Origin of the sequence: Mesorhizobium mediterraneum (assembly GCF_002284565.1) — a bacterium.
In the GTDB taxonomy this organism is placed as follows: Bacteria; Pseudomonadota; Alphaproteobacteria; order Rhizobiales; family Rhizobiaceae; genus Mesorhizobium; species Mesorhizobium mediterraneum.
The window spans coordinates 115,478-137,620 of record NZ_NPKI01000033.1 but is presented as its reverse complement, the minus strand read 5'-3'; the positions used below and the strand labels follow the sequence as shown (position 1 = coordinate 137,620).

Here is a 22,143-nt window from a genome sequence, read left to right as displayed (position 1 = left end):
GCGCTACGGTCGCCGAAATCCTGTCGGCCCGCCATAGAGGTAGCCGATACGGGCGACGGCTTCTCTGAACCCTTCACGCGAGACCAGCATGGTGTGGCCGTTGGCATGGATCATCGTTTCTGGGTCGGTCATAACAGCGACATGGCCTTTCCAAAACACCAGGTCGCCGCGCCGCAACCCGGCAGAATCCCGGTCCGGGTCGAGCGGCTCACCGATGGTCGCCGCCTGCATGTCGGTGTCGCGCAGCACTTGCCTGCCGGCCATGTGCATCGCCAGTTGCACGAGGCCGGAACAATCGATGCCGAAGCCGGAGGCGCCGCCCCACAGATAGGGTGTGCCGAGAAAGGTTTCCGCGACCGCGACATAGTCGGCAGCTGGTTTGTTCAAGGGCCGCAAATGGCCCGATATGACCGCCTCGCCGGATGGCAGCAGCGCATAGTGCGTACCGCGTGTTTCAGCCGCGCCCGTCACCGTTACCGCCGATCCCATCGAGAGCTGTCCGTTCGACGGAAACCGCAAATCCGGTCCGGGATAAAGGAAGGTGCGCGGCACCGAGACGACATGGGTGGGCGTATGGCCTCGCGCCCCCAGCACGGTGTCGGCGACATAGCCGACATAGCCATCGCGCTCGGCCTGGATCCAGGCCCAGCCCTCAACGTCCTCGAAGACGAGGACGTCGTCGCCGAACAGAAGCTGCGTGTCGACGCCGGCATCCGGGCGCGGCGCCTTGCGGATATCGGCCACTGAAGCTGATATACGCGCTGGCCGTCCGGCGACGAAGCGATCGGCGGCGACCTCGCCTTTCAGCCTGACATCGGCGAGATCGGAACGGAAGGCGTGGAGGCGGGCATCCCTGGCGGTCAAATCGGCAACTCGTTCAAATCGGCAACTCGGTCAGATGGGCAATTCCTGGGCTCTGGCGATGATAACATCGCCGAAGCGCTCGACAAAGAGAGCACCTTCGACAGTGCGCTTGACCAGCACGTTGCGCTTGTCGAGCTCGTCGCGATGGCGCGAAACCAGCTTCAGCGCGCCCATTGTGTCGAGCGCGCGGGTAATCACCGGCTTAGTGACATTGAGCCGGGCAGCGAGCCCGCGCACCGTGTGCGGCGGCGGGTCGAGATAGATGGTGAACAGGATCGCCGTCTGGCGCATGGTAAGGTCCGGCGTATCGTCGCGCACCTGGGACAGCATCACCTGCTGCCACAGTCGCAAGGCCTGGCTCGGGCGCATGGAAATCGACATCCGGCCAACATGACGGCAAATTGTTTCGGTTCCGTTTCAGTCTCGAGAATTTCCTGTCGGACAGCAACCGTCAGGCGTAGCGTTTCGAGATGACCCTTTCCAGCGCCCGGATGCCTTGCGCCTCACCGCCGGCGAGACCGTACGGACGATCGGACGGGTTCCAGGCGAAGATGTCGAAATGCGCCCAGCCGGCGCTCTTCTCGACGAAGCGCTTCAGGAACAGCGCCGCCGTGATCGAGCCGGCGAACCCGTCAGACGTGACGTTGTTGATGTCGGCGATCTTCGACGACAGCTTTGCGTCATAGGGCTTCCACAGCGGCATGCGCCACAGCGGATCCTCGATCGCGACGGAGGCCGCAGCAAGATCGGACGCCAGCGCTTCATCGCCGGTGTAGAAAGGCGGCAGGTCGGGGCCGAGCGCGACGCGAGCAGCCCCCGTCAGGGTCGCCATGTCGATCAGCAGTTGCGGCTCGTCGTCGTCGGCCAGCGCCAAGGCATCCGCCAGCACCAGCCGTCCCTCGGCATCGGTGTTGCCGATCTCCACGGTGATGCCCTTGCGGCTTACCAGCACGTCGCCGGGCCGGAAAGCGTTGCCGGCGATCGAATTCTCAACCGCCGGGATCAGCACACGCAGCCGGATCTTTAACCCGGCGGCCATGATCATGGAGGCGAGGCCCAACACGTTGGCGGCGCCACCCATGTCCTTCTTCATCAAGAGCATGCCCGATGACGGCTTGATGTCGAGACCGCCGGTGTCGAAGCATACACCCTTGCCGACCAGCGTCACCTTCGGGGCGTTCTTCGGCCCCCAAATCATGTCGATCAGGCGCGGGGCGCCGACCGATGCGCGCCCGACCGCATGGATCATCGGGAAATTCTTCTTGAGCAGATCGTCGCCCTTGGTCACCGACACTTCGGCTTTGTGCTTTTTGGCCAAGGTCCGGACAGCCGTCTCCAAATCGTCCGGCCCCATATCGCTGGTCGGCGTATTGACCAGATCGCGCGTCAGGAAAACGCCATCGGCGATACGGCGAACGTAGGCCGCTTCAGCGCCGGACGGCAGCGAAAAACGCAGCGCCTTGCCAGGCTTCTTGCCGTAGCGGGTGAAGACATAACCACTGAGAGCCAGCGCAATTGCCGCAAGTTCCGGCTCGGCCAATGTGGAGGCAAAATGCCAGTCGCCCTCCGGCAGGGCCCGCGCCAACGCGCCGAGGGCAAGCGCGCTTTCACCATCGCCGAGGCCGAACAAGGCTCCGGCCAGCGCGCCGTTTTCGCCGGGCATGACGAGTGTCCTACCCGCCTCACCGGTAAAGCCGTTGGCCCTGGCCCAGGCGAGCGTGGACGACGCAAGGCCGGCCGCCTCCAGTCTGTCCTTCGCCACCAGATGGACCGGCAGCGCGGTCTTCAGTTTCTTCTCGACGAGTTCGACAGGCATTCGATGGTCTCCGGCGCTCGAGTCGGCGTTTCTTAACTATGCGTTAGGGTTAACAGAATATTTCTGCGGGAGGGAAGATGGCCACGTAATGGCCACGTCTATGAATGGAGGCCTGGTGTAGATGCCGACCAACCGCACGATGAACGCCACGGGAAAGCGGCTGATCACCACGGCGTTGATGATGGCGCTTGCTGCCAGCGTCGCCGGCTGCGGAACCAGCAAGTTGACGACCGGTTCCATCTCGCGCTCCAGCGGCAAACCGCTGGAAATCATGTCGGCCGGCGAGTTGCACAATGCGACAGCAGCGCTCGGTCAGTCCTACGCCAGGAACCCCAACGACAAGCGGATCGCGACGAATTACGCGGCGGCGCTGCAAATGGATGGCGACGCCGACCAGTCGCTCGCAGTGATGCGCAAGCTGGCGATCGCCTTGCCGAAAGACCGCGACGTGCTTGCCGCCTATGGCAAGGCGCTCGCCGCCAATGGGCAGTTCGAGCCGGCGCTCGACGCCGTGCGCCGCGCGCAGACACCGGAATATCCGGACTGGAAACTGGTGTCGGCGGAAGCCGCGATTCTCGACCAGCTTGGCCAGAGAGACGAGGCGCGCCAGGATTATCGCAAGGCGCTGGACCTCAAGCCGAACGAACCTTCGATCCTTTCAAATCTCGGCATGTCCTATGTGCTGGAAGGCGACCTGCGCACGGCCGAAACCTATATGCGCTCTGCCGCCCAGCAGCCGAACGCCGACAGCCGCGTCCGCCAGAACCTGGCGTTGGTCGTCGGCCTGCAGGGTCGTTTCGACGAGGCCGAGAAGATCGCTTCGCAGGAGCTCTCGGCCGAACAGGCGCAAGCGAACGTGGCTTACCTTCGCCAGATGCTCGCCCAGCAGAATGCCTGGAGCCAGCTCAAGGACCAGGACAAGGCCAAGCCTGCCACCAATTGACCGCGCCGGCTTTGCCGGCCAGTCCCTCAACTGATCGACATGCCGGAAATCCAAAGCCGCGTTGCATCAGCACCGCGGCTTTTGCGTGCATTGTCGCCTTGGCGAGGCTATTGGCCGCTGGATGTCGGCGGATCGCCGAAGATGCCGCGCTGGCTCACCTGGATGCCGGCAGGACCCAGAATGATGGCGAACAGCACCGGCAGGAAGAACAGGATCATCGGCACGGTTAGCTTCGGTGGCAACGCCGCGGCCTTCTTCTCGGCGGCGTTCATGCGCATGTCGCGGCTTTCACTGGCAAGCACACGCAGCGCATGCGCCACAGGCGTGCCGTAGCGCTCGGCCTGGACCAGCGCCTGCGACACCGACTTGACCGATTCCAGACCGGTGCGACTTGCAAGGTTCTCGTAAGCCTGCTTGCGTTCCTGCAAGTAGGAAAGTTCGGCATTGGTCAGGATGAACTCTTCGGCAAGCGCCACCGATTGCGCACCGATCTCGTCCGCGACCTTGCGAAACGCCGCCTCCACCGACATGCCTGATTCGACGCAGATCAGCATCAGATCGAGCGCGTCCGGCCACGCCATCTGGATCGACTGCTTGCGCTTGGTGGCGCGGTTGTTGACATAGAGCACCGGCGCGTAAAAACCCGCATAGGCGACGACGATGCAGACGAACAGTTTGATGAGAGGCGGCTGCTCCGACAATCCTCCGAGCACGAACAGATACATCGCGGCCAGCGCAAAGCCGATAAAGGGCAGGACCAGACGGAAGAAAAGGAAACGTGTCAGCGGATTCTGCCCGCGAAAGCCAGCCACCTTGAGCTTCTGTAACGTGCCTTCATCGGCAAGGGCGCGTCTCAGGTCCAGCCGGTCGACAATATTTCGCATGCCGATCGACTGTTGCTCGCGCAGGCCCTTACGGCGGCGATCGGCCTCGACGGCAAGCCGCGCACGCTGCTTGGCGCGCAATTCGTCGCGCTCCAGCGCTACGGATTTCATGCGCGCCTTGAGCTGGTTTCCACCAAAGGCAGGCAGCAGCGTGAAGACGGTCGCAAACACCGCGATGCCAACCAGCAAGGCAATCAGGAATGCCGGGTCGGTAAGGGTTTTGACGACATTTTCGGTCATGCGCTCGAAACCCTAAACTTCGAAGTTCATCATCTTGCGCATCACCAGGATGCCGATCGACATCCAGACCGCCGAGCAACCGAGGATCAGATTGCCGGCGCTGGTGGTAAACAGGGGCATGATATAGTTCGGGCTTGTCAGGTAGACGAGAAAGGCGACGACGAAAGGCAACGCACCGATGATCACGGCGGACGCCTTCGCTTCCATGGACAGCGCCTGGACCTTGGCTTTCATTTTCTTGCGGTCGCGAAGCACGCGCGAAAGATTGCCTAGCGCCTCGGAAAGATTGCCGCCGGCCTGGGACTGGATCTGGATGACGATGCCGAAGAAGCTCGCTTCCGTGCACGGCATTGTTTCGGCCATGCGTAGGCTGGCGTCGGGGATCGACAGGCCCATCTGCTGCGAATCGACGATGCGGCGGAACTCGGTCTTGACCGGTTCGGGAGATTCGTTGGCGATCAGGCGGACGGCGTCGTTCAGCGGCAGGCCGGATTTGACCGCACGCACGATGATGTCGAGCGCGTTCGGAAATTCGTTGAGGAACGCCTTGACCCGGCGAGCGCGGCAAAACGAGACGAACCAGCGTGGCAGTCCGAGGGCGCCGACCAGCAGCGCACCCGGCAAGACAAGCAGCGGCGCGCCGATGAAATAGGCAAGTAACGTCAGGAGGACGCCGCAAACGGCCGAGTAGAGATAGAAGCGCTCGAGCGAGACCTTCATGCCTGCCTGACGGATCTGGGCCTTCAGTGGCGGCTTCTTGACGATGCTCTGGTTGGTTTTCTGCTTCTGCTCAAGATCCTTCAGCGAATCCTGGACCGATTTGCGGCGCTTGGCTGCTTCCGCCACGCGATCGCGCGAGGCCTTGACGACGTCACGATCCGTCTCGGCGGTCTTGATCGTTTCAAGCCGCCTGCCGACTTGCTTCTCGGTGCTGATCCGGTTGAACAGAAAAACATAAGCGACCGCGCCGGCGCTGAAGCCGGCGAGCACGATGAACGCCAATACGGTGCCGTCAATTCCGAACATCGATCCTGGCCCCTACGCCTCCGAATGCTTCAGTCAGCGCGTTTCTCCATCGCCTCGAGCGCATTGGCGAGGCGCTGTTCCTCGCCATAGTAGCGGGCGCGCTCCCAGAAATGCGGACGACCGATGCCTGTCGACACGTGCTCGCCCAGCAGCCTGCCGTTCGCGTCCTCGCCTTTGATATTGTAGAGGACGATGTCCTGCGTGATGATGACATCGCCCTCCATTCCGATCACCTCGGTGATGTGGGTGATACGCCGCGATCCGTCGCGCAGGCGTGCGGCCTGGATGATCACGTCCACGGACCCGACCACGATTTCACGCACGGTTTTCTGCGGCAGCGTGTAGCCGCCCATCGCGATCATCGATTCGATACGGTTCAGGCATTCGCGCGGGCTGTTCGAGTGGATCGTGCCCATCGAGCCGTCATGGCCGGTGTTCATCGCCTGCAGGAGATCGAACACTTCAGGTCCGCGCACTTCGCCGACGATAATGCGCTCGGGCCGCATGCGCAGGCAGTTCTTGACCAGGTCGCGCATGGTCACCTCGCCCTCGCCCTCGAGGTTGGGCGGACGGGTTTCCAGACGCACGACATGCGGCTGCTGCAATTGCAGCTCGGCCGAGTCCTCGCAGGTGATGACGCGTTCCTCGCGGTCGATATAGTTGGTCAGGCAGTTGAGCAGCGTCGTCTTGCCCGAGCCGGTGCCGCCCGAAATGACAATGTTGCAGCGGACGCGGCCGATGATCTTGAGAATCTCGGCGCCATGCGGCGAAATGGCACCGAACTTGACCAACTGATCGAGCGTCAGCTTGTCCTTTTTGAACTTGCGGATGGTGAGAGCGGTACCGTCGATGGCGAGCGGCGGCGCGATGACGTTGACGCGGGAACCATCGGGAAGGCGTGCGTCGCAGATCGGGCTCGATTCATCGACGCGACGGCCAACCTGGCTGACGATGCGCTGACAGATGTTGAGAAGCTGCTGGTTGTCGCGGAAACGAATTCCGGTCTGCTCGACCTTCCCGTTGACCTCGATATAGACGTCCTTGGAACCGTTGACCATGATATCGGCGATGTCGTCGCGGGCAAGCAATGGCTCCAGCGGCCCGTAACCCAGGACGTCATTGCAGATGTCGTCGAGCAGTTCTTCCTGTTCGGCGATCGACATCGCAAAATTCTTGATCGCGATGATGTCGTTGACGATGTCGCGGATTTCCTCGCGCGCGCTTTCGGGATCGAGCTTGGCGAGCTGCGACAGGTCGATCGTGTCGATGAGCGCGGAGAAGACCTGGCTCTTGGTGTCGTAGTAGGCTTCGCTCTTTTCGCGCTGGATCCTTTTCGGCTCCGGTGCCAGTGGCGGCGCCTCGACAGCGCGGCGCGCGAGCGGGGCCGCAGACGTGCCAAGCAACGCAGGCAGCGCGGGTTTGGCAAGAACCGACGTTTCCGCAGGGTTTGCCGCCGCCGGCGCAGCAGGCGCAGGTGCCGGCTGGCGGAATTCCGGCGTGAACCGGCTGCCGTCGTCGCTACCTCTTTTACCAAACATGATCGACTACCAATTCCGCTACGAAAGCATCACTTCTTGCCGCGCGAGAGCTTGCCAAGGAGATTGCCCAAGCCCGCTTTCTTTCTTGCCTTGATTTCGCTGCGCCCGGTCAGCACATGCGCAATCTCGTTGACCATGCCGACGACCTGGTTCTTGGCATCCATTTCACCGAGCATGCGCCCATTATTGGCGGCATTTCCAAACAGCAGCGGCTCGAAAGGAATCACCGACATCGGCAACAGTCCGAGCGAGTCGGCGAAGTCGGATGACGTAATCTCCGGACGCTTCGGCACGCCTGCCTGATTGATGATCAGCTTGGGCGGCGGATCGTTCGGGCGAAGCCGTTTGAACATGTCGACGAGATTCTTGGTGTTGCGCAGATTGGCCAGCTCCGGCGTCGCTGTGATCACGATCTCGTCGGCCTTGACCAGCGTGTTCTTGGTCCAGCCTGTCCAGATGTGCGGGATATCGAGCACCAGAAGCGGCACGCTGCGCTGGGCCGTGTCGATAAGCTGCATGAAGGCGTCGGGATCGAAATCGTAGACCCGGTCGAGCGTTGAAGGTGCTGCAAGCAGCGAGAGGTGCTCGGCGCACTGGGCAAGCAGCCGGTCGAGATAGACCTCGTCGACGCGCTCCGGTGAGAAGACCGCCTCGGCAATGCCTTGCGCCGGATCCTGATCGAAATTGATGTTGGCCGTTCCGAAAGCAAGATCGAGGTCGGCGACGACCACTTCAGATTTGAACAGGGACGACATCGCCCAGGCCACATTGTGGGCAATGGTCGAGGAGCCGACGCCACCCTTGGCGCCGATGAAGGCGATCGAGCGGCCGATCGGCTCGGCCTCCGGATCAACGAAAATCGACGATATCACGCTGACGATGTCGGCCATCGACACCGGCGCGATGACATATTCGGAAATGCCGGAGCGGATGAGCTCGCGGTAGAGGCCGACATCATTGTAGTGGCCGATGACCACGACCTTGGAGGTCGGATCGCAATATTCGGAGAGCTGCGTGAGTTGCTCGAGCAATTGCGTCGGCTCGCTGCGCGATTCCAGCAGGATCAGGTTCGGTGTCGGCGCCGATTGGTAGAATTCGATAGCGGTGGCGATGCCGCCCATATGGACCTTCAAATGGGCCTTCGCCATGCGGCGATCCTCGCCGGCGCGCTCGACCGGATTGGCGACGCCTTCGGTCTCGCAAAATGCCTGGATCGAAATGCGCGGAATCGGCCGCAACGCCTGCATGGCGGCGATATCCTGCTGCGAGGTTTCGCCGCCGTCTAGCCCTGCGTCGTAGGCAAGATTGCTCATTGTCATTTCTTTCCGTGACCTGCGCGGCTCAAACTCAATATTCCACTTCGGAATTGCCGAGGAACTCGTCCGAAATGCCTCTCTGGCGGTAGACGTCGATCACCTCGCCGCGATTTTCCGCGTCGATATCGGATTGCTTGCGCGGCCCGATCAGATCGGCCGGGTTGGCCATCTGGGCGGCAAGATTGTTCTGATAAGAGCAGCCGAAATCGGCGTAGTGCTTGTTTTCCGACGTCTCCAGCAGATCTTCGGGCCAGCGCCCGCATCTATCGGTCTGGGCCTTCACCGAGACATAGGCGACGCGGATCGGCGCGGACGCTTCGGCCGAAACCGACTGGTAGGTGGTCACGACGATACGGTTGCGGCTGATGCCGCTGGCAATCGCAAGCCGGGCGAAATCGCGACCGGCTGCGGTCGCGGCGATCTCGTTGGCCGAACCGCTCGGGATGGAGATCGTCAGAGCCGGAGCGGCACTCTTGTCGTAGCCGTCCAGGAAACCCAGAAGCGTGACGCGTTGAGAACCGGTCATGCCGCGATCGCCGGCGCCGACCGGAAGGTCGATCTTCTGGATCTTCTCAGCGATCACGATCGGATGCGTGGTGCGATAGTCGTCCGGAACAGCACCTACCGTGATGCTGTCCCGCTTGGCGCAACCCGCCAGCAATGCCGCGACCGCAATCGCCAGGACCGGAATAGCCGGCCGGTAGTGTCGCGAACGGCCGGGCCGCATCGCTGCGATGATCGTCCTTGGCTTCGACGCTGACTGCGACATGTCCGCTTCCCCGCTTACTTGTAGATGAAGCCGACAACGCCGTGGTAACGGCCGTTGGGCTTGTCGGTCTGCATGCTGCCGTAGACGCGATTGACACGGCCAAGGAACATGCCGGCGCCATCGCTGGCCGCGTTGAAATTATCGTCCGGCTTGGCAAGCTCGTTGCGCGCCACCGGCTTCACCAGGTAAGGCGTGATGATGATGACGAGCTCGGTCTCGTTGCGGACGAAATCCCTGCTGCGGAACAGCGTGCCGAGCACTGGGATCTTGGCCAGGCCCGGCAGCCCCGCGACCGCCTGCCGGATATCGTCTCGAACGAGGCCGGCGATCATCATCGAACCGCCGGAGGGCAGTTCGACGGTGGTGTCGGCTAGGCGTTTGCGGATCGACAGCAAAGTGGTGCCGGGCAAGTCACCGAGCGCTTCGAGTGTGGTCGCACCTTCTGCGGTCGGCTCCGACACGGACGTTCTGATCTTGAGACTGATCCGGCCAGCCGACAGCACCACCGGCTGGAACTCGAGACCAATGCCGTATTCAAGTCTTTCGTTGGAGTATGTGGTCTCGCCCTTCTGGTTGTCGCTCGACGTGTTGCTCGTTCGGCTTGTGATCAGATTGAACTCGCCGCCAACCTTGAATGTTGCCTTTTCGCCCGAGACGGCTGTGAGCGTCGGTTCCGCAAGCGTCTTCATAACGCCGCTTTGCTCCATGGCATTGATGTACGCCTGAAGTCCGTTTCCGAGCGTATCACCCAACCGCAAGTTGGAGAACTGCGAAATCGGCTTGCCCAAGCCATAAGGAGGAGAACTCATCGCGCCATAGGAGATGCCATTGCTGCTGCCGTTGCCGACCATGTTGACGCCGAGCTGCTTCATCACCGAGCGGCTGACTTCCGCAACCGTCACTTTCAGCGTCACCTGGTCGTCGCCGATGATCTGCAGCAGGTTGACGATCTTGCTGACGCGGCGCTCGGAATCCGGATTGTCGATGTCGACACCGGCTTCGGCCGAGCCGCCGGAGGCGGTCTGCGAATATTGTCCCGTGGTCGCTTCACCGCCGGACACGAAGATCGTGGCCAGATCGACCGCACGCTTGGCGTCCAGGGGAGTGTCCACGGTTCCGGTCAGGACGACGTTATCGTTCAGCAATTCGACCGTGATGGCCGATGACGGGATGAAGCGCCTGATATAGTCTTCCAGCCCGGCGACGTCGCGTTCGACTGCCAGATCCAGGCTGACGATCTGCTCGCCATTGGGGCCGAAGACGAAGATGTTGGTGTCGCCCACCGCCTTTCCGAACAGATAGATGCGCCGGGCGGTGCGGGTCACCGCATCGGCGACCGCGGGGTTGGCGACGAGAATATCATAGGCGTCGCTCGGCAGGTCGATGACCACCGATTTGTTGAGACCGAGCTTGACGCGCTGGGTGGCGGTCGAAGCCGACACCTCGGCATTCCTGCCTGCCGCATTTGCCTCGACGACACCATGCGCATTCGTTCCGAGGAGAAACAGGCCGATTGCCGCAGCCACGGTGACCGGCAGTCCAGCGTGTAGCCTCATTGCCTTGCTCCCACTTCGGAAACTTCGCCCGACTTTATCAATCGCACCGTTCCGCGCCGCCCATTGCCGGAAACGAGATAGTCGGCCTCGCCCAGATTCTTCTCCTGGGTGTCGCTGACCGACCGCAGCGCCAATGTCAGGCGGTCCGCCATCTGCTGGGCGACGGTGATGATCTCCGCCTGCTGCGGTGTCAGTTCCAGCGTGGCGGTCTGACCGACCCTGGTCCTCTTGCCTTCCTCGTCCTCCTGGATCGTCTGGTCGATTGCCAGGACGCGAATGTTCTTGAGGATGGTTTCGGTCGTAAAACCGCTGCCGCCGCTCGCGGCATCGGCTCTGCGGGTCATGATGACGTCGACGAAATCGTTGGGAAGAATGAAGCCGCCGGCGGAAGTGTCGGCAGATACGGCTGTGGCGACGGCCCGCATGCCGGAGGGCAGGATCGACGACATGAAGCTCTGTCCCTCGCCGATCAGCTTGGAGCGCCGCAACGGCTCGCCGGCATACATCGCCACTCGGGCAACACCGCCTTTCAGCTTCTCAAGCGCTTCGGGCTCCGCGGCGCGGGTTATGAAATTCGCATTGATGCCGTCGGCCGGCCAGGACTGCCAGCTGATATTGTTCTCGAGCGGGCTGCCCATCGGAACGTCGCTGGACAGGACAAGCACGTCCTGCAGCGCGATTGCCGGCGCCGTGGGGCCGGAATCGACGATTTGAGGCGGCGGAGCCGCCACCATGTTTTTTGCAACATAGCCTGCGCCACCCGCCGCGGCCACCGCCACGCCCAGAATGATCAGTCGGGATGCTGGCATTTGTCCGAACCCCTTGGCAAACCACTTAGCCAAGCCGGACCTTGCAGCGGCAATCGTCAAAACAAGGTTAATATAATGCTTACGATCGTGATTAATTTAAGGTTTACATAAATTTGAGGCATTCGGTTCGGCCCGCAAAAAGGCGGCCAAGCCGCCTGCTCCAACGCCAAATCGAAATAGTGGAAGGCTAATCTGGCGAGGGAAGGTTGGCGAGAGAATTAGGCTGCCAGCCTTGCGAGTGCCCACGCCATCAACGGCGAATTCGGAAAGGTGAGCAGCCCGCCAATGCCGAGCGCTATGCCATAGGGCACGCCGGTCGTCTCGTCGGCGAAGTGGCGCAAAAACGGATTGTGACTTGTAACGGCTGCAAGCGGCGATTTCCGATAGGCGAGGATGGCGAGCGTCAGCAGGCCACCGATGAATGCCGAGGCCACGAGATATTCGACGAGATGGATGCTCAGTCCCATCCAGAGGGCCGTGGCGGCCAGCAGCTTGGCGTCTCCGCCTCCCATGCCGCCGAGCGCGAACAGACCGAACGTCACGGCGAGGACAAGGCCGCCGGAGGCGAAATGCAAGCCATAGGTTGCCCAGTCCATGCCCGTCAGCGGTGCGACCAGAGCGAAAACAGCCACGAGCAGCACCGGCACGCGATTGGCGATCGTCATCGACAGCGTGTCGGAGATCGCGGCGAAAAGCATGCAGAACGGAAAGACAACGAAGATCAAGGCTTCAATCATCAGCGCAGCGCCCATGGTACCTGGCCCAGCCTAGACGTGTTCGATTAACGATTGATGAGGCCGGGAATTCAAAATCGCCTGACACAATGAATAAGGGCCGCCAAACGAGGCGGCCCTTGATCCGAAAAAGCGACTAACGTCGCTATTATCAGGCGCCGTTCAGCGTCGAGGAAATGTCCTTGAACTTCTGGTTGATGCTATTGCCCAGTTGACCGGCGCCGACCATGATAGCGAGCGCGATTAGGGCGGCGATCAGACCATATTCGATGGCGGTCGCGCCGGATTCGTCCTTCACAAAACGTGCAATGAGATTAGCCATTCGAGAGCTCCTACTCCAGATGTTACAGCAAATCCGTCAACTTCTCTTGGCGGCTGATCGGATGCTGCCAATCTATGGAGAAGCTCTTTCGATCGGCTTAATAAACAGCCTTACCGATTCCTTTCCCGCTTCGAAGGCATTGTGTGGTTAACCGTAAACTAAGTGGCGCCCGCGAGCCCGAGAGGCACGTCAACGGTGGCGAAAGCCGCAATTTGGCGATTTGAGAAAGGGGCGGCGCGCTCCAGGCAATCACGATTCCGATCCCGACATCGTCACGGCTCCCATCCGCTTAACCGTTGGTTCACCAATCTCGTTCATGTTCCGTTGAGCAGTTCGCCGCCGTGGAGCGCTTCAATGACCGGGCCGAGATCGTCCTTTCCGATTGCCGCGCTTCTTGCCGCCACGGCCTTCGTCGTGCCGGCCAAGGCGGGCGCCGGCATCGAGGTTACGATGAACCAGGCGAAGATCGTCAAATTGTCGCGCGCCGCCGATACGATCGTCGTCGGCAATCCGGCGATCGCCGACGCCTCCGTGCAGGATGCTTCGACGATCGTGCTGACGGGCAAGGGCTTTGGCGTCACCAACCTCGTCGTCCTCGATCAAGAGGGCAGTCCGATCATCGACGAGCAGATCACTGTCGTGCGGCAGGACGCGTCGTCGGTGCGCATCTATCGACGTGCCGAAATACAGACCATGTCCTGCACGCCGTATTGCGAAAGCTCGTACAAGAGCGATGCGGAGAAAGCCTCGGAAGCCGAGATGAGCGCCGGCCGGTAAGCAACCGGACTGTTCTCGTCTCACAGAAATGCCGCTTCGGTTATCGGCCGCTTAAAACCTTTCCGTCGAATTTAACGATCATCCAAACTGCACCTCAATGGGTTTCCGCTAATGTTTCCTCCGACACCCCTTCAGGATCGGCAGCGACGGGACATGAGCAAAGCAGGACGAGCGAGCTTTTCCGCGCGATTCCTTGGTGACCGGCGCGGCAGCACAGCCATCGAATTCGCGATGCTTGCGGTGCCGTTTGCGCTCCTCGTCTTTGCCATCCTGGAGAGCTGCATTTCATTTGCCGGGCAAGAGGTGATGGCCAACGCCACCGACGATGTCGCGCGCCGGCTGCGGACGGGCCAAGATAAGGCAGCCGACATGACCGAGGCCACGCTGAAGGCCATGATCTGCAGCCGGCTGGAAATCATGGTCGCCAAGGACTGCCCCGGATTATTGGTGGATCTGCGCGAATATCCGACCTTCGCCGATGCGGCCAAGGCGGGCTTCAAGATCCAGGACGGCGACGTCGTGCTGACGCAAGGCACGAACGCGGAGACCTTCACGGTAGCCCCGGGCTTGGCTGCGTCGAAGAACATGCTGCGGGTTTTCTACAAATGGCCGGTCATGACCAATTTCATGGCCAAGTCGATGGCCAATCTCAAAGATGGCAAAACGCTGCATTTCGCATCGGTGACCTGGCAGAACGAGCCGTTCGACGACTGAAACGCGCCGTTGCGCGAGTGGGAAAAGGATGAAGCATGGTTCGTGCGGGGGCACATAGGGGGATCGCCGGGATCTGCACGAAAGCCATCCGGTTCTGCTGCGATCGCCGCGGTGTCGCGGCCGTTGAGTTTGCCTTCATCGTGCCTGTCCTGCTGATCATGTACTTCATGACCATGGAAGCCTCGCAAGCCATCGAGACCAGCAAGAAGGTCAGCCGCATCGGCAGCATGGTGGCGGATCTGGTCACCCAGCAGGAGATAATCTTCGCCGCCGATCTCGATGCGATCATGACGATCGGCAACTCCACCCTTCAGCCCTACAACCGCTCGACCCCGAAGATCGTCATCACCGCGATAAAGGTCACCAACGAAACGCCGCCGAAGGTGCAGGTCGTGTGGTCACGCAAGATGGTTGGCGATGCCTTCAGCGCCGACGCCGCCAAGGACTCCATCACCACGGTTCCAAAAGCGCTTGAGATCAAGGACACCTTTCTCATTCGCGTCGAAAGCAGTCTTGCATACGAGCCGATCATCACCTGGTCGGCGGACAGCGAAAAGCGACTTGGATTGAGCTCGGCCTTCAACAAGATATCGATGGGGGAAACATATTATCTCAGGCCCCGCAGGAGCCTGACGATTCCTTGCGCCACCTGCTGAAACAACCGCGGGCAGAGCGGCGGAGTCTCAAATCGAGCCGCACCGCCACTCCATTTTTTGAACTCGGATTGACACAGAACCGGTCTTCTTTTTTTGCTCCGATGCTCCGACGCCGGTTGCTATTGCTGTCGATGGTTGCCTGACACCAGGCGCACGATCGCCGCGGCCATCGCGTAGTCATCCGGGCTGGCAACGGCGAAGCCGCCGGAATGTTTCCATTCCAGAAGATCGTAGACATCCGGCGACATCGATCTGAGATTGATGAGGAACACGGTGAGCCGCCGTTTGGCTTCGGGGTCGAGATCGCTGCGGACGGCATGGGGACCATATCGCAGCACGCCGGACGTCCACACGACCCGAAGTGCTGCTTTCGAAATCCCTGCCATTTCCAGCCTGGCCACCGTGCCGCCCGGAAGATCCGGCTGACCATCGGCCATCGCCGGCATCCAGCCGAACAGGGCATCGGCCTCACCATCGACCAGCATCGTTTCAGCCGCCGCAGCCGAACTGGCGTGCGTCAGAAATGGTGCGTCCTCGGCAACCTTGACGCCTTCGGCGGCCAGCCCGGCAAGTGGCAAGAGAGAACCGCCGACGCTGTCCGGGGGCGCCATGGCGACCCGATGTGCTTCCATCGCGGCCAGATCCGGGACCTTGCCGTCCCGCGTCAGCAAGACGGAGCGGATGCCGACCGCGCCGTCGGAATCGACAGGCACCACAAGAGGCTCGACGCATTCGCAACGTTCGGATGCGGTGGCGTAGGCGGTCGCCGAATAGACCGCATATTCGATCTGGGCATTGGCCTGCGCCTCGATCAGCGCCGCGTAGTCGCGGGCAACGACAAACTCCACCCTCATGCCGAGCGCCTTGGTGTAGGCATCCGTCAACAGCTCAAGACCTGGAACGGTGTTGCCGGCGCCGGGCTCGGCAACGATGCCGACACGAAACGTGCCGATGTCGTCCCGCCAATCGGCGCGCGCCGGGTTTGACCAGGATGCGCCCAGCATCGTCATGATGGCTACGGAGGCCTTCAAGGCATGCCTCATGTGAGTCCCCGCTCGCCTTTCATCGGTCCATGCCCATGCCGGCATTTCGCGGCATCTCAACTATCGCGCCAAGCCGTCTGGTTCCGAATTGCCAATGGCGCCGCGGAACCCTATGTCTGGGCGGACGGACAGACAATAATAATGAACCCTGCAATGGCGCGCGCCTTCCTTTTCGTTCTCGATTCCTTCGGCATCGGCGGCGCGGCCGACGCCGAGCGCTATGGCGACGCCGGTTCCAACACGTTCGGACACATCGCCAGAGCCTGCGCGGAAGGCCGGGCGGATCGCGAGGGGCTGCGCAAAGGACCGCTTTTCATACCCAATATGCTCTCGCTCGGTCTGGGTCACGCGGCAAAAACCGCGACAGGATTCAGCATCGAAAGCGGCGGCAAGGCCCATCTCGCCTCCGCCTTCCATGGCGCGGCGCAGGAGATTTCAAGCGGCAAGGACACGCCGTCGGGCCATTGGGAAATCGCCGCCTTGCCAGTCCGGTTCGACTGGGGCTATTTTCCGAACACGGTTCCCGCCTTTCCAGCCGAGCTGACCGAAGCAATCATCCGCGAAGGAGAGGTGCCGGGCGTTCTCGGAAATTGCCATGCCCCGGGCACGGAGATCATCGAACGGTTCGGCGAGGAGCATATCCGCACCGGCAAGCCGATCTGCTACACTTCGGTCGACTCCGTTCTGCAGATCGCCGCGCATGAAGTTCACTTCGGCCTGGAACGACTCTACGAATTCTGCAAGGTGGTGCGCAGGCTGGTCGATCCGCTGAACATCGGACGGGTGATCGCGCGACCTTTCATTGGGGAAACCGCCGCCAGCTTCGAACGGACGCACAACCGCCGGGACTATTCGGTGCCGCCGCCCGAACCAACCCTGCTCGACCGGCTGACGGCGCGCGGCAGCCGGGTCATCGCGGTCGGCAAGATCGGCGATATCTTCGCCCATCGCGGCATTTCGGAAGTGCGCAAGGCCGCCGGCAACATGGCGATGTTCGACAAGGCGCTCGGCGCGATGGATGACGCGGGCGACGGCGATCTCGTCTTCGCCAATTTCGTCGACTTTGACACCGAGTTCGGCCATCGGCGCGACGTTGCCGGCTATGCCGCCGCGCTCGAGGCCTTCGACCGGCGGCTGCCGGAGGCGCTTGCGCGGCTGAGGCACGGCGATCTTCTCATCCTCACGGCCGACCATGGCAACGATCCCACCTGGCACGGCACCGATCATACGCGCGAACGCATTCCGGTGATCGGCACGGGACCAGGTTTTGGCGGCGACATTGGGCTCAGAACGACGTTCGCCGACATCGGTGAAACGGTCGCCGAGCATCTTGGGCTGGCACGCGGCCGCCACGGCACCTCCTTTTATGCAACGATAGGCGGCCATGCCTGAATTGCCTGAGGTCGAAACGGTCCGGCGTGGCCTGCAGGCGGTCCTGGAAGGCGCCCGCATCGCACGCGTCGAGGCACGCCGGCCCGACCTGCGCTTTCCGTTTCCTGAAAAATTCTCGGAGAGGCTGACCGGCAAGACGATTACGGCACTCGGTCGCCGGGCCAAATACCTGACGATGTATCTGGCAGGCGGCCCGGTGCTGATCTGCCATCTCGGCATGTCTGGTTCGTTCCGCATCGAAATGTCCGATGACAGCGAAATGCCCGATAACAGCGAAATGTTGGGCGCGTTTTATCACGAGCGCTCGAAAAACGCGGTGCACGACCATGTCGTCTTCCATGTCGTCTCGCCCAAAGGCGTCCGGTCGCGCGTGACCTTCAACGACCCGCGTCGTTTCGGCTTCATGCTGTTTTCGGAAGGGGCGCCCGACACGCATCCGATGCTGGCGGGGCTGGGCGTCGAGCCGACAGGCAATGCGTTGGACGGCGGGCTTCTCGCCTCGCTGCTGAAAGGCCGGAAGTCGCCGCTGAAGGCGGCACTTCTCGATCAGCGGCTGATCGCCGGGCTCGGCAATATCTATGTGTCGGAAGCCCTGTGGCGCGCCAGCCTGTCGCCGTTGCGCGAGTCGGGCACCATCGCAAAGCCTGGAAAGAAGGCCAGACAGCAGAGCGACGCCTTGGCCGAAGCAATCCGCGCGGTGATCGCCGATGCAATCGCCGCCGGCGGATCGTCGCTGCGCGACTATGTGCAGACCGACGGGTCCCTGGGCTATTTCCAGCATTCCTTCGCGGTCTACGATCGCGAGGGCGAACCCTGCTCAAAGCACGGCTGCGGCGGCCACATAGAGCGCGTCGTGCAAAGCGGGCGTTCCACCTTCTATTGCCGGACCTGTCAGATGTGAGCCAGCCTGGACGCCATGTGTGAGTTGGACGCCAGATGTAGATAGATGACCGAGCGAGGAGATACAGTCATGACCTATGAAACGATTATCGTGGAAACCCGCGGCAAGGTCGGGCTGATCACGCTGAACCGGCCGAAGGCGCTCAATGCGCTGAACTCCCAAATCCTGGCGGAAGTGGTCGCGGCCGTGAACGGCTTCTGCGCGAATGCCGACATCGGCGCGATGGTCATCACCGGTTCCGAAAAGGCCTTCGCGGCAGGTGCGGACATCAAGGAAATGCAGGCGATCTCCTTTGCCGACGCCTATGTGCAGGATTTCTTTGTCGGCTGGGAAGAGTTCACCCGGGCGCGCAAGCCTGTTATCGCGGCAGTGGCCGGCTATGCGCTCGGCGGCGGCTGCGAACTGGCGATGATGTGCGACTTCATCATCGCCGCCGACAACGCCAAGTTCGGCCAGCCCGAGATCACGCTCGGCGTCATGCCGGGAATGGGCGGATCACAGCGCCTAACCCGCTTCGTCGGCAAGTCGAAGGCGATGGACATGTGCCTGACCGGACGGATGATGGATGCCGCGGAGGCCGAGCGTTGCGGCCTGGTGTCGCGCGTCGTGCCTGCCGACGAGCTGATCGAGGAGGCGTTGAAGGCGGCGGCCAAGATAGCCGATTTTTCGCTGCCCTCGGTGATGATGGCGAAAGAGGCCGTCAACCGCGCCTATGAAACGACACTGGCCGAAGGGCTGCGGTTCGAGCGCCGGCTTTTTCACTCCCTGTTTGCGCTCGACGACCAGAAGGAAGGCATGGCCGCCTTTACCGAGAAGCGGAAGCCGAATTTCACGAACCGGTAGATCGTGACGACGGCGGCCGGATGCGAGCGACAACAGCGGCCAAAAAGAAGGCGAAGCAGCGTTGACGCGCCGGAAAAGCTGAACTATAAGCCGCACCAACCGAGGCGGCCCTGTGGCTGCCCGTTTGTTTTTTGCGCCCTGCGGCATCCCGCATGCGCCCACCAGATCAGAAGAGAGGCATCATGGCCAATACCTCCTCGGCCAAAAAGGCAACGCGCAAGATCGCCCGTCGCACGGCGATGAACAAGAACCGCCGCTCGCGCGTGCGGACCTATATCCGCCAAGTCGAGGAGGCGCTCGCCTCGGGCGACAAGGCCGCCGCGCAGGCTGCTTTCAAAGTGGCGGAGCCGGAATTGATGCGCGCCGCGACCAAGGGCGTGGTGCACAAGAACACGGCATCCCGTAAGGTGTCGCGCCTGGCCCAGCGGCTCAAGGTGCTGTCGGCCTGATATACCTTTCCAGAACTGATCTTCTTTAAACCCGGCCGCTCGCGCCGGGTTTTTTCGTTTGCCGGCAAGTACTTAAAAAGAATGCTCGCAAACCACACCTCCGCGCGAACTTCAATGTTCGAAATGCTTTGCCGGCATATACATGCCTGCTGATATTCAAGGCCGCTGAAAGCGTCCGCGACGAAAATATCGGCTGTCAAAAACTACCCTTACTTTTCAATAACTTACGGACGGTCCATCCACAGCTTGTTCACATCGCGTGCGGGGGATGGGGGACAATTGCCTGTCAAGAAAATTATTTCAGAAAATTTCGCGCGGCGTGGCCTTTTTCATATTCGCCGGAAAAGGGTTTGAATCACAATGGCTTTGTCAAAATACGCCCGTGCAACACAGGGTTCGAACCCGTCTGCGGTAACCACATTCCTTAAAAATCCGTTAGTCGTGGCCTTGCCCTATCCACAACGATTTCGTTAATGTCGGTCTATCGAGAGGGACGGGCCTGTTGGCCCTTAACCCAGCCTGAATCGGCCAGCAAAAAAGTGGCGGAATTCATGACGTGGATCATTTCCGCGTCGGGTTTGGTTTGTCTTTTTCGATACGGTAGGGGATTGGCGTAACTGTATATGGCAGGTCATGACGCGCCGGCGTTTTCGCCGGACGGCATTGTATTGCCCTGACATGACCAAACGGGCTGGCTCTGAGGAGCCGGCGCCGGTCCCCTGACAACGAGGCGACATCACCTGCCGGCGGCGGCGGTGGTGTCGCAGCGAAGACACGGTCGCCGGAAACATGGATGCAGGAGGCGTATCCCCGGCGAAAAAAGGTACAAAAGGACAAGGAACTCGATCATGCAGAGCGGCATCGAAAGGGAGCTTACGGGCGACCTCCCATTCCCTGGAACCTTAACCGGAGGGGACACTATGTCGGCTTCCAACGACGCGGAACAGAAGTTCGACCGGGTCAAGGCCCAGTTGAAGGCGCGTCTGGGAACCGAAGTCTATTCGAGCTGGTTCGGGCGCATGAAGGTCGCCGAAGCATCCCGGGGCATTGTCCGCATCTCCGTGCCGACTGCCTTCCTGCGCTCATGGATCAACGGCCACTACCTCGACCTCATCGCCGAGCTGTGGAAACACGAGGATCCCGAAATCCTCAAGATCGAGATCGTCGTGCGCACCGCTACCCGCCCGGGGCGCAATGGCGTCGAGCCCGAACTGGCCCCAGCGCGCAAGATGACAAGGCAAGCGCAAACGGCGCTGGCCGCTGGAACAGCGGGCCCCGGCAGGGTGGAGCGGGTGCCGGCACCTCGCTCGGGAATGCCTGCAGAGACCGAGTTCAGGCACAATGTGCTCGGTTCGCCGCTTGACCCGCGCTATACGTTCGGCTCCTTCATCGAGGGACCGTCGAACCGGGTGGCCTTCGCCGCCGCCAAGGCGGTGGCGGAATCGCAGTCGAGCGCGGTGCGCTTCAATCCGCTCTTTCTTCACGCGACGGTGGGGCTGGGCAAGACGCACCTGTTGCAGGCGATCGCGGCGGAATCGCTGAAGCAGAATCCAAAGTCGCGCGTCGTCTATCTCACGGCCGAATATTTCATGTGGCGGTTCGCCACCGCGATCCGCGACAACAATGCGCTGACGCTGAAGGAGCAGTTGCGCGACATCGACCTCCTCATCATCGACGACATGCAGTTCCTGCAAGGCAAGTCGATCCAGCATGAATTCTGCCATCTGATCAACATGCTGCTCGACAGCGCCAAGCAGGTGGTGGTCGCCGCCGACCGGCCGCCGTCGGAACTGGAATCGCTGGAGCCCCGCGTCCGCTCGCGCCTCAACGGCGGCGTCGCGCTCGAAATGTCGGCGCCGGATTTCGCCATGCGCATCGGCATGCTCAAGCTGCGCCTTGCCACCGCAAAGGCCGATGATGCATCGCTCGACATCTCGGAGGAGATCCTCAACCATGTCGCCCGCACGGTGACCGGCAGCGGACGCGAACTCGAAGGTGCGTTCAACCAGCTTCTGTTCCGTCAATCGTTCGAACCGCAGATCACCATCGATCGCATCGACGAGATCCTCGGCCACATCTATCGTTCGGGCGAGCCGAAGCGGGTGCGCATCGAGGACATCCAGCGCATCGTCGCGCGTCACTACAATGTTTCGAAGACCGAACTTCTGTCCAACCGGCGCACGCGTACAATCGTCAAGCCGCGGCAGGTCGCCATGTACCTGTCGAAGGTGATGACACCGCGCTCCTTGCCGGAGATCGGACGGCGTTTCGGTGGCCGCGACCACACGACGGTGCTGCATGCCGTGCGCAAGATCGAGGATCTTTCAGGCGTCGACAACACGCTGGCGCAGGAGCTCGAACTGCTGAGAAGACTGATCAACGATCAAGCCTGACCGGCCCGAAAACAAAGCGTGTCGCGTGGCTGCGACGCGCTTGAAATCTACGTTTTTATGCATGTCGTTGCCTCAAAACCGCTGCGCACTTTTGGGCGACAAGCATTGGCTTGCGGGCTTCGCCAGCTTTATCCCCAGAAAGCCTGCGTAACCGGCTC

At 61.5% G+C, this 22,143-nt stretch carries 22 protein-coding genes; 9 read left to right on the top strand and 13 right to left on the bottom strand.

The features are described 5' to 3' along the window. Positions 1-3 precede the first annotated feature (3 nt). The 3 genes from CIT25_RS26350 to CIT25_RS26340 all read right to left on the bottom strand — a co-directional run bounded on the left by CIT25_RS26350 (position 4) and on the right by CIT25_RS26340 (position 2,680). Positions 4-864, bottom strand: coding sequence for a C40 family peptidase (locus tag CIT25_RS26350; protein WP_095487943.1), 861 nt, complete (start codon positions 862-864; stop codon positions 4-6). 30 nt (positions 865-894) lie between these two features. Then, positions 895-1,245, bottom strand: coding sequence for a MarR family winged helix-turn-helix transcriptional regulator (locus CIT25_RS26345; RefSeq protein WP_095487941.1), 351 nt, complete (start codon positions 1,243-1,245; stop codon positions 895-897). A gap of 70 nt (positions 1,246-1,315) precedes the next feature. After that, on the bottom strand, positions 1,316-2,680 hold the full coding sequence (locus CIT25_RS26340; protein WP_095487939.1) for a leucyl aminopeptidase family protein: 1,365 nt from the start codon (positions 2,678-2,680) through the stop codon (positions 1,316-1,318). Positions 2,681-2,801: 121 nt separating this feature from the next. Here CIT25_RS26340 and CIT25_RS26335 point away from each other — a divergent pair, with 121 nt between their 5' ends. Beyond that, complete coding sequence (locus tag CIT25_RS26335) at positions 2,802-3,623, top strand: tetratricopeptide repeat protein (protein WP_095487937.1); 822 nt, start codon at positions 2,802-2,804, stop codon at positions 3,621-3,623. 107 nt (positions 3,624-3,730) lie between these two features. Here CIT25_RS26335 and CIT25_RS26330 read toward each other — a convergent pair whose 3' ends face one another. The 9 genes from CIT25_RS26330 to CIT25_RS26290 all read right to left on the bottom strand — a co-directional run bounded on the left by CIT25_RS26330 (position 3,731) and on the right by CIT25_RS26290 (position 12,817). Beyond that, positions 3,731-4,747 carry a type II secretion system F family protein gene (locus CIT25_RS26330; protein WP_095487935.1) on the bottom strand — a complete coding sequence of 339 codons (1,017 nt, stop codon included), beginning with the start codon at positions 4,745-4,747 and terminating at the stop codon, positions 3,731-3,733. A 12-nt stretch (positions 4,748-4,759) separates the two neighbouring features. Continuing rightward, positions 4,760-5,773, bottom strand: a complete 1,014-nt coding sequence (locus CIT25_RS26325) for a type II secretion system F family protein (RefSeq protein ID WP_095487933.1) — start codon at positions 5,771-5,773, stop codon at positions 4,760-4,762. Between the two features lie 29 nt (positions 5,774-5,802). Next, positions 5,803-7,311, bottom strand: coding sequence for a TadA family conjugal transfer-associated ATPase (locus CIT25_RS26320; RefSeq protein WP_095487931.1), 1,509 nt, complete (start codon positions 7,309-7,311; stop codon positions 5,803-5,805). A 29-nt stretch (positions 7,312-7,340) separates the two neighbouring features. Continuing rightward, complete coding sequence (locus CIT25_RS26315; protein ID WP_425351757.1) at positions 7,341-8,624, bottom strand: CpaE/TadZ family protein; 1,284 nt, start codon at positions 8,622-8,624, stop codon at positions 7,341-7,343. A gap of 34 nt (positions 8,625-8,658) precedes the next feature. Further along, positions 8,659-9,396 (bottom strand): CpaD family pilus assembly protein, encoded by a 738-nt coding sequence (locus CIT25_RS26310; RefSeq protein WP_095487927.1) that lies wholly within the window; start codon positions 9,394-9,396, stop codon positions 8,659-8,661. Positions 9,397-9,410: 14 nt separating this feature from the next. Continuing rightward, complete coding sequence (locus CIT25_RS26305; protein WP_095487925.1) at positions 9,411-10,952, bottom strand: type II and III secretion system protein family protein; 1,542 nt, start codon at positions 10,950-10,952, stop codon at positions 9,411-9,413. After that, positions 10,949-11,761, bottom strand: a complete 813-nt coding sequence (gene cpaB, locus CIT25_RS26300; RefSeq protein WP_095487924.1) for a Flp pilus assembly protein CpaB — start codon at positions 11,759-11,761, stop codon at positions 10,949-10,951. Before cpaB ends, CIT25_RS26305 begins: the two co-directional genes overlap by 4 nt. 218 nt (positions 11,762-11,979) lie before the next feature. Continuing rightward, entirely contained in the window at positions 11,980-12,498 is a 519-nt protein-coding gene (locus CIT25_RS26295) for an A24 family peptidase (RefSeq protein ID WP_095488076.1), read from the bottom strand. A 148-nt stretch (positions 12,499-12,646) separates the two neighbouring features. Next, positions 12,647-12,817 carry a Flp family type IVb pilin gene (locus CIT25_RS26290; protein WP_095487922.1) on the bottom strand — a complete coding sequence of 57 codons (171 nt, stop codon included), beginning with the start codon at positions 12,815-12,817 and terminating at the stop codon, positions 12,647-12,649. Between the two features lie 354 nt (positions 12,818-13,171). Here CIT25_RS26290 and CIT25_RS26285 point away from each other — a divergent pair, with 354 nt between their 5' ends. The 3 genes from CIT25_RS26285 to CIT25_RS26275 all read left to right on the top strand — a co-directional run bounded on the left by CIT25_RS26285 (position 13,172) and on the right by CIT25_RS26275 (position 14,964). Further along, positions 13,172-13,594, top strand: coding sequence for a pilus assembly protein N-terminal domain-containing protein (locus tag CIT25_RS26285; RefSeq protein WP_095487920.1), 423 nt, complete (start codon positions 13,172-13,174; stop codon positions 13,592-13,594). A 153-nt stretch (positions 13,595-13,747) separates the two neighbouring features. Further along, a complete protein-coding gene (locus CIT25_RS26280; protein WP_095487918.1) occupies positions 13,748-14,308 on the top strand; it encodes a TadE/TadG family type IV pilus assembly protein in 561 nt (186 codons plus the stop codon). Between the two features lie 35 nt (positions 14,309-14,343). Then, on the top strand, positions 14,344-14,964 hold the full coding sequence (locus CIT25_RS26275; protein WP_095487916.1) for a TadE/TadG family type IV pilus assembly protein: 621 nt from the start codon (positions 14,344-14,346) through the stop codon (positions 14,962-14,964). A 119-nt stretch (positions 14,965-15,083) separates the two neighbouring features. Here CIT25_RS26275 and CIT25_RS26270 read toward each other — a convergent pair whose 3' ends face one another. Continuing rightward, entirely contained in the window at positions 15,084-16,007 is a 924-nt protein-coding gene (locus CIT25_RS26270; protein ID WP_095487914.1) for a PhnD/SsuA/transferrin family substrate-binding protein, read from the bottom strand. A gap of 153 nt (positions 16,008-16,160) precedes the next feature. On the opposite strand from CIT25_RS26270, the gene CIT25_RS26265 reads away from it, so the two are divergent. From CIT25_RS26265 to dnaA, 5 genes are all read left to right on the top strand, one after another. Beyond that, positions 16,161-17,399 (top strand): phosphopentomutase, encoded by a 1,239-nt coding sequence (locus tag CIT25_RS26265; protein WP_095487912.1) that lies wholly within the window; start codon positions 16,161-16,163, stop codon positions 17,397-17,399. Next, positions 17,392-18,300, top strand: coding sequence for a bifunctional DNA-formamidopyrimidine glycosylase/DNA-(apurinic or apyrimidinic site) lyase (gene mutM, locus CIT25_RS26260; protein WP_095487910.1), 909 nt, complete (start codon positions 17,392-17,394; stop codon positions 18,298-18,300). The genes CIT25_RS26265 and mutM overlap by 8 nt, the downstream gene beginning before the upstream one ends. A 69-nt stretch (positions 18,301-18,369) precedes the next feature. Beyond that, positions 18,370-19,143 (top strand): enoyl-CoA hydratase, encoded by a 774-nt coding sequence (locus tag CIT25_RS26255; protein WP_095487908.1) that lies wholly within the window; start codon positions 18,370-18,372, stop codon positions 19,141-19,143. A gap of 182 nt (positions 19,144-19,325) precedes the next feature. Next, entirely contained in the window at positions 19,326-19,592 is a 267-nt protein-coding gene (gene rpsT, locus CIT25_RS26250) for a 30S ribosomal protein S20 (protein WP_095487906.1), read from the top strand. A 920-nt stretch (positions 19,593-20,512) separates the two neighbouring features. Further along, positions 20,513-21,985 (top strand): chromosomal replication initiator protein DnaA, encoded by a 1,473-nt coding sequence (gene dnaA, locus CIT25_RS26245; protein WP_245329992.1) that lies wholly within the window; start codon positions 20,513-20,515, stop codon positions 21,983-21,985. Positions 21,986-22,143: the final 158 nt, after the last annotated feature.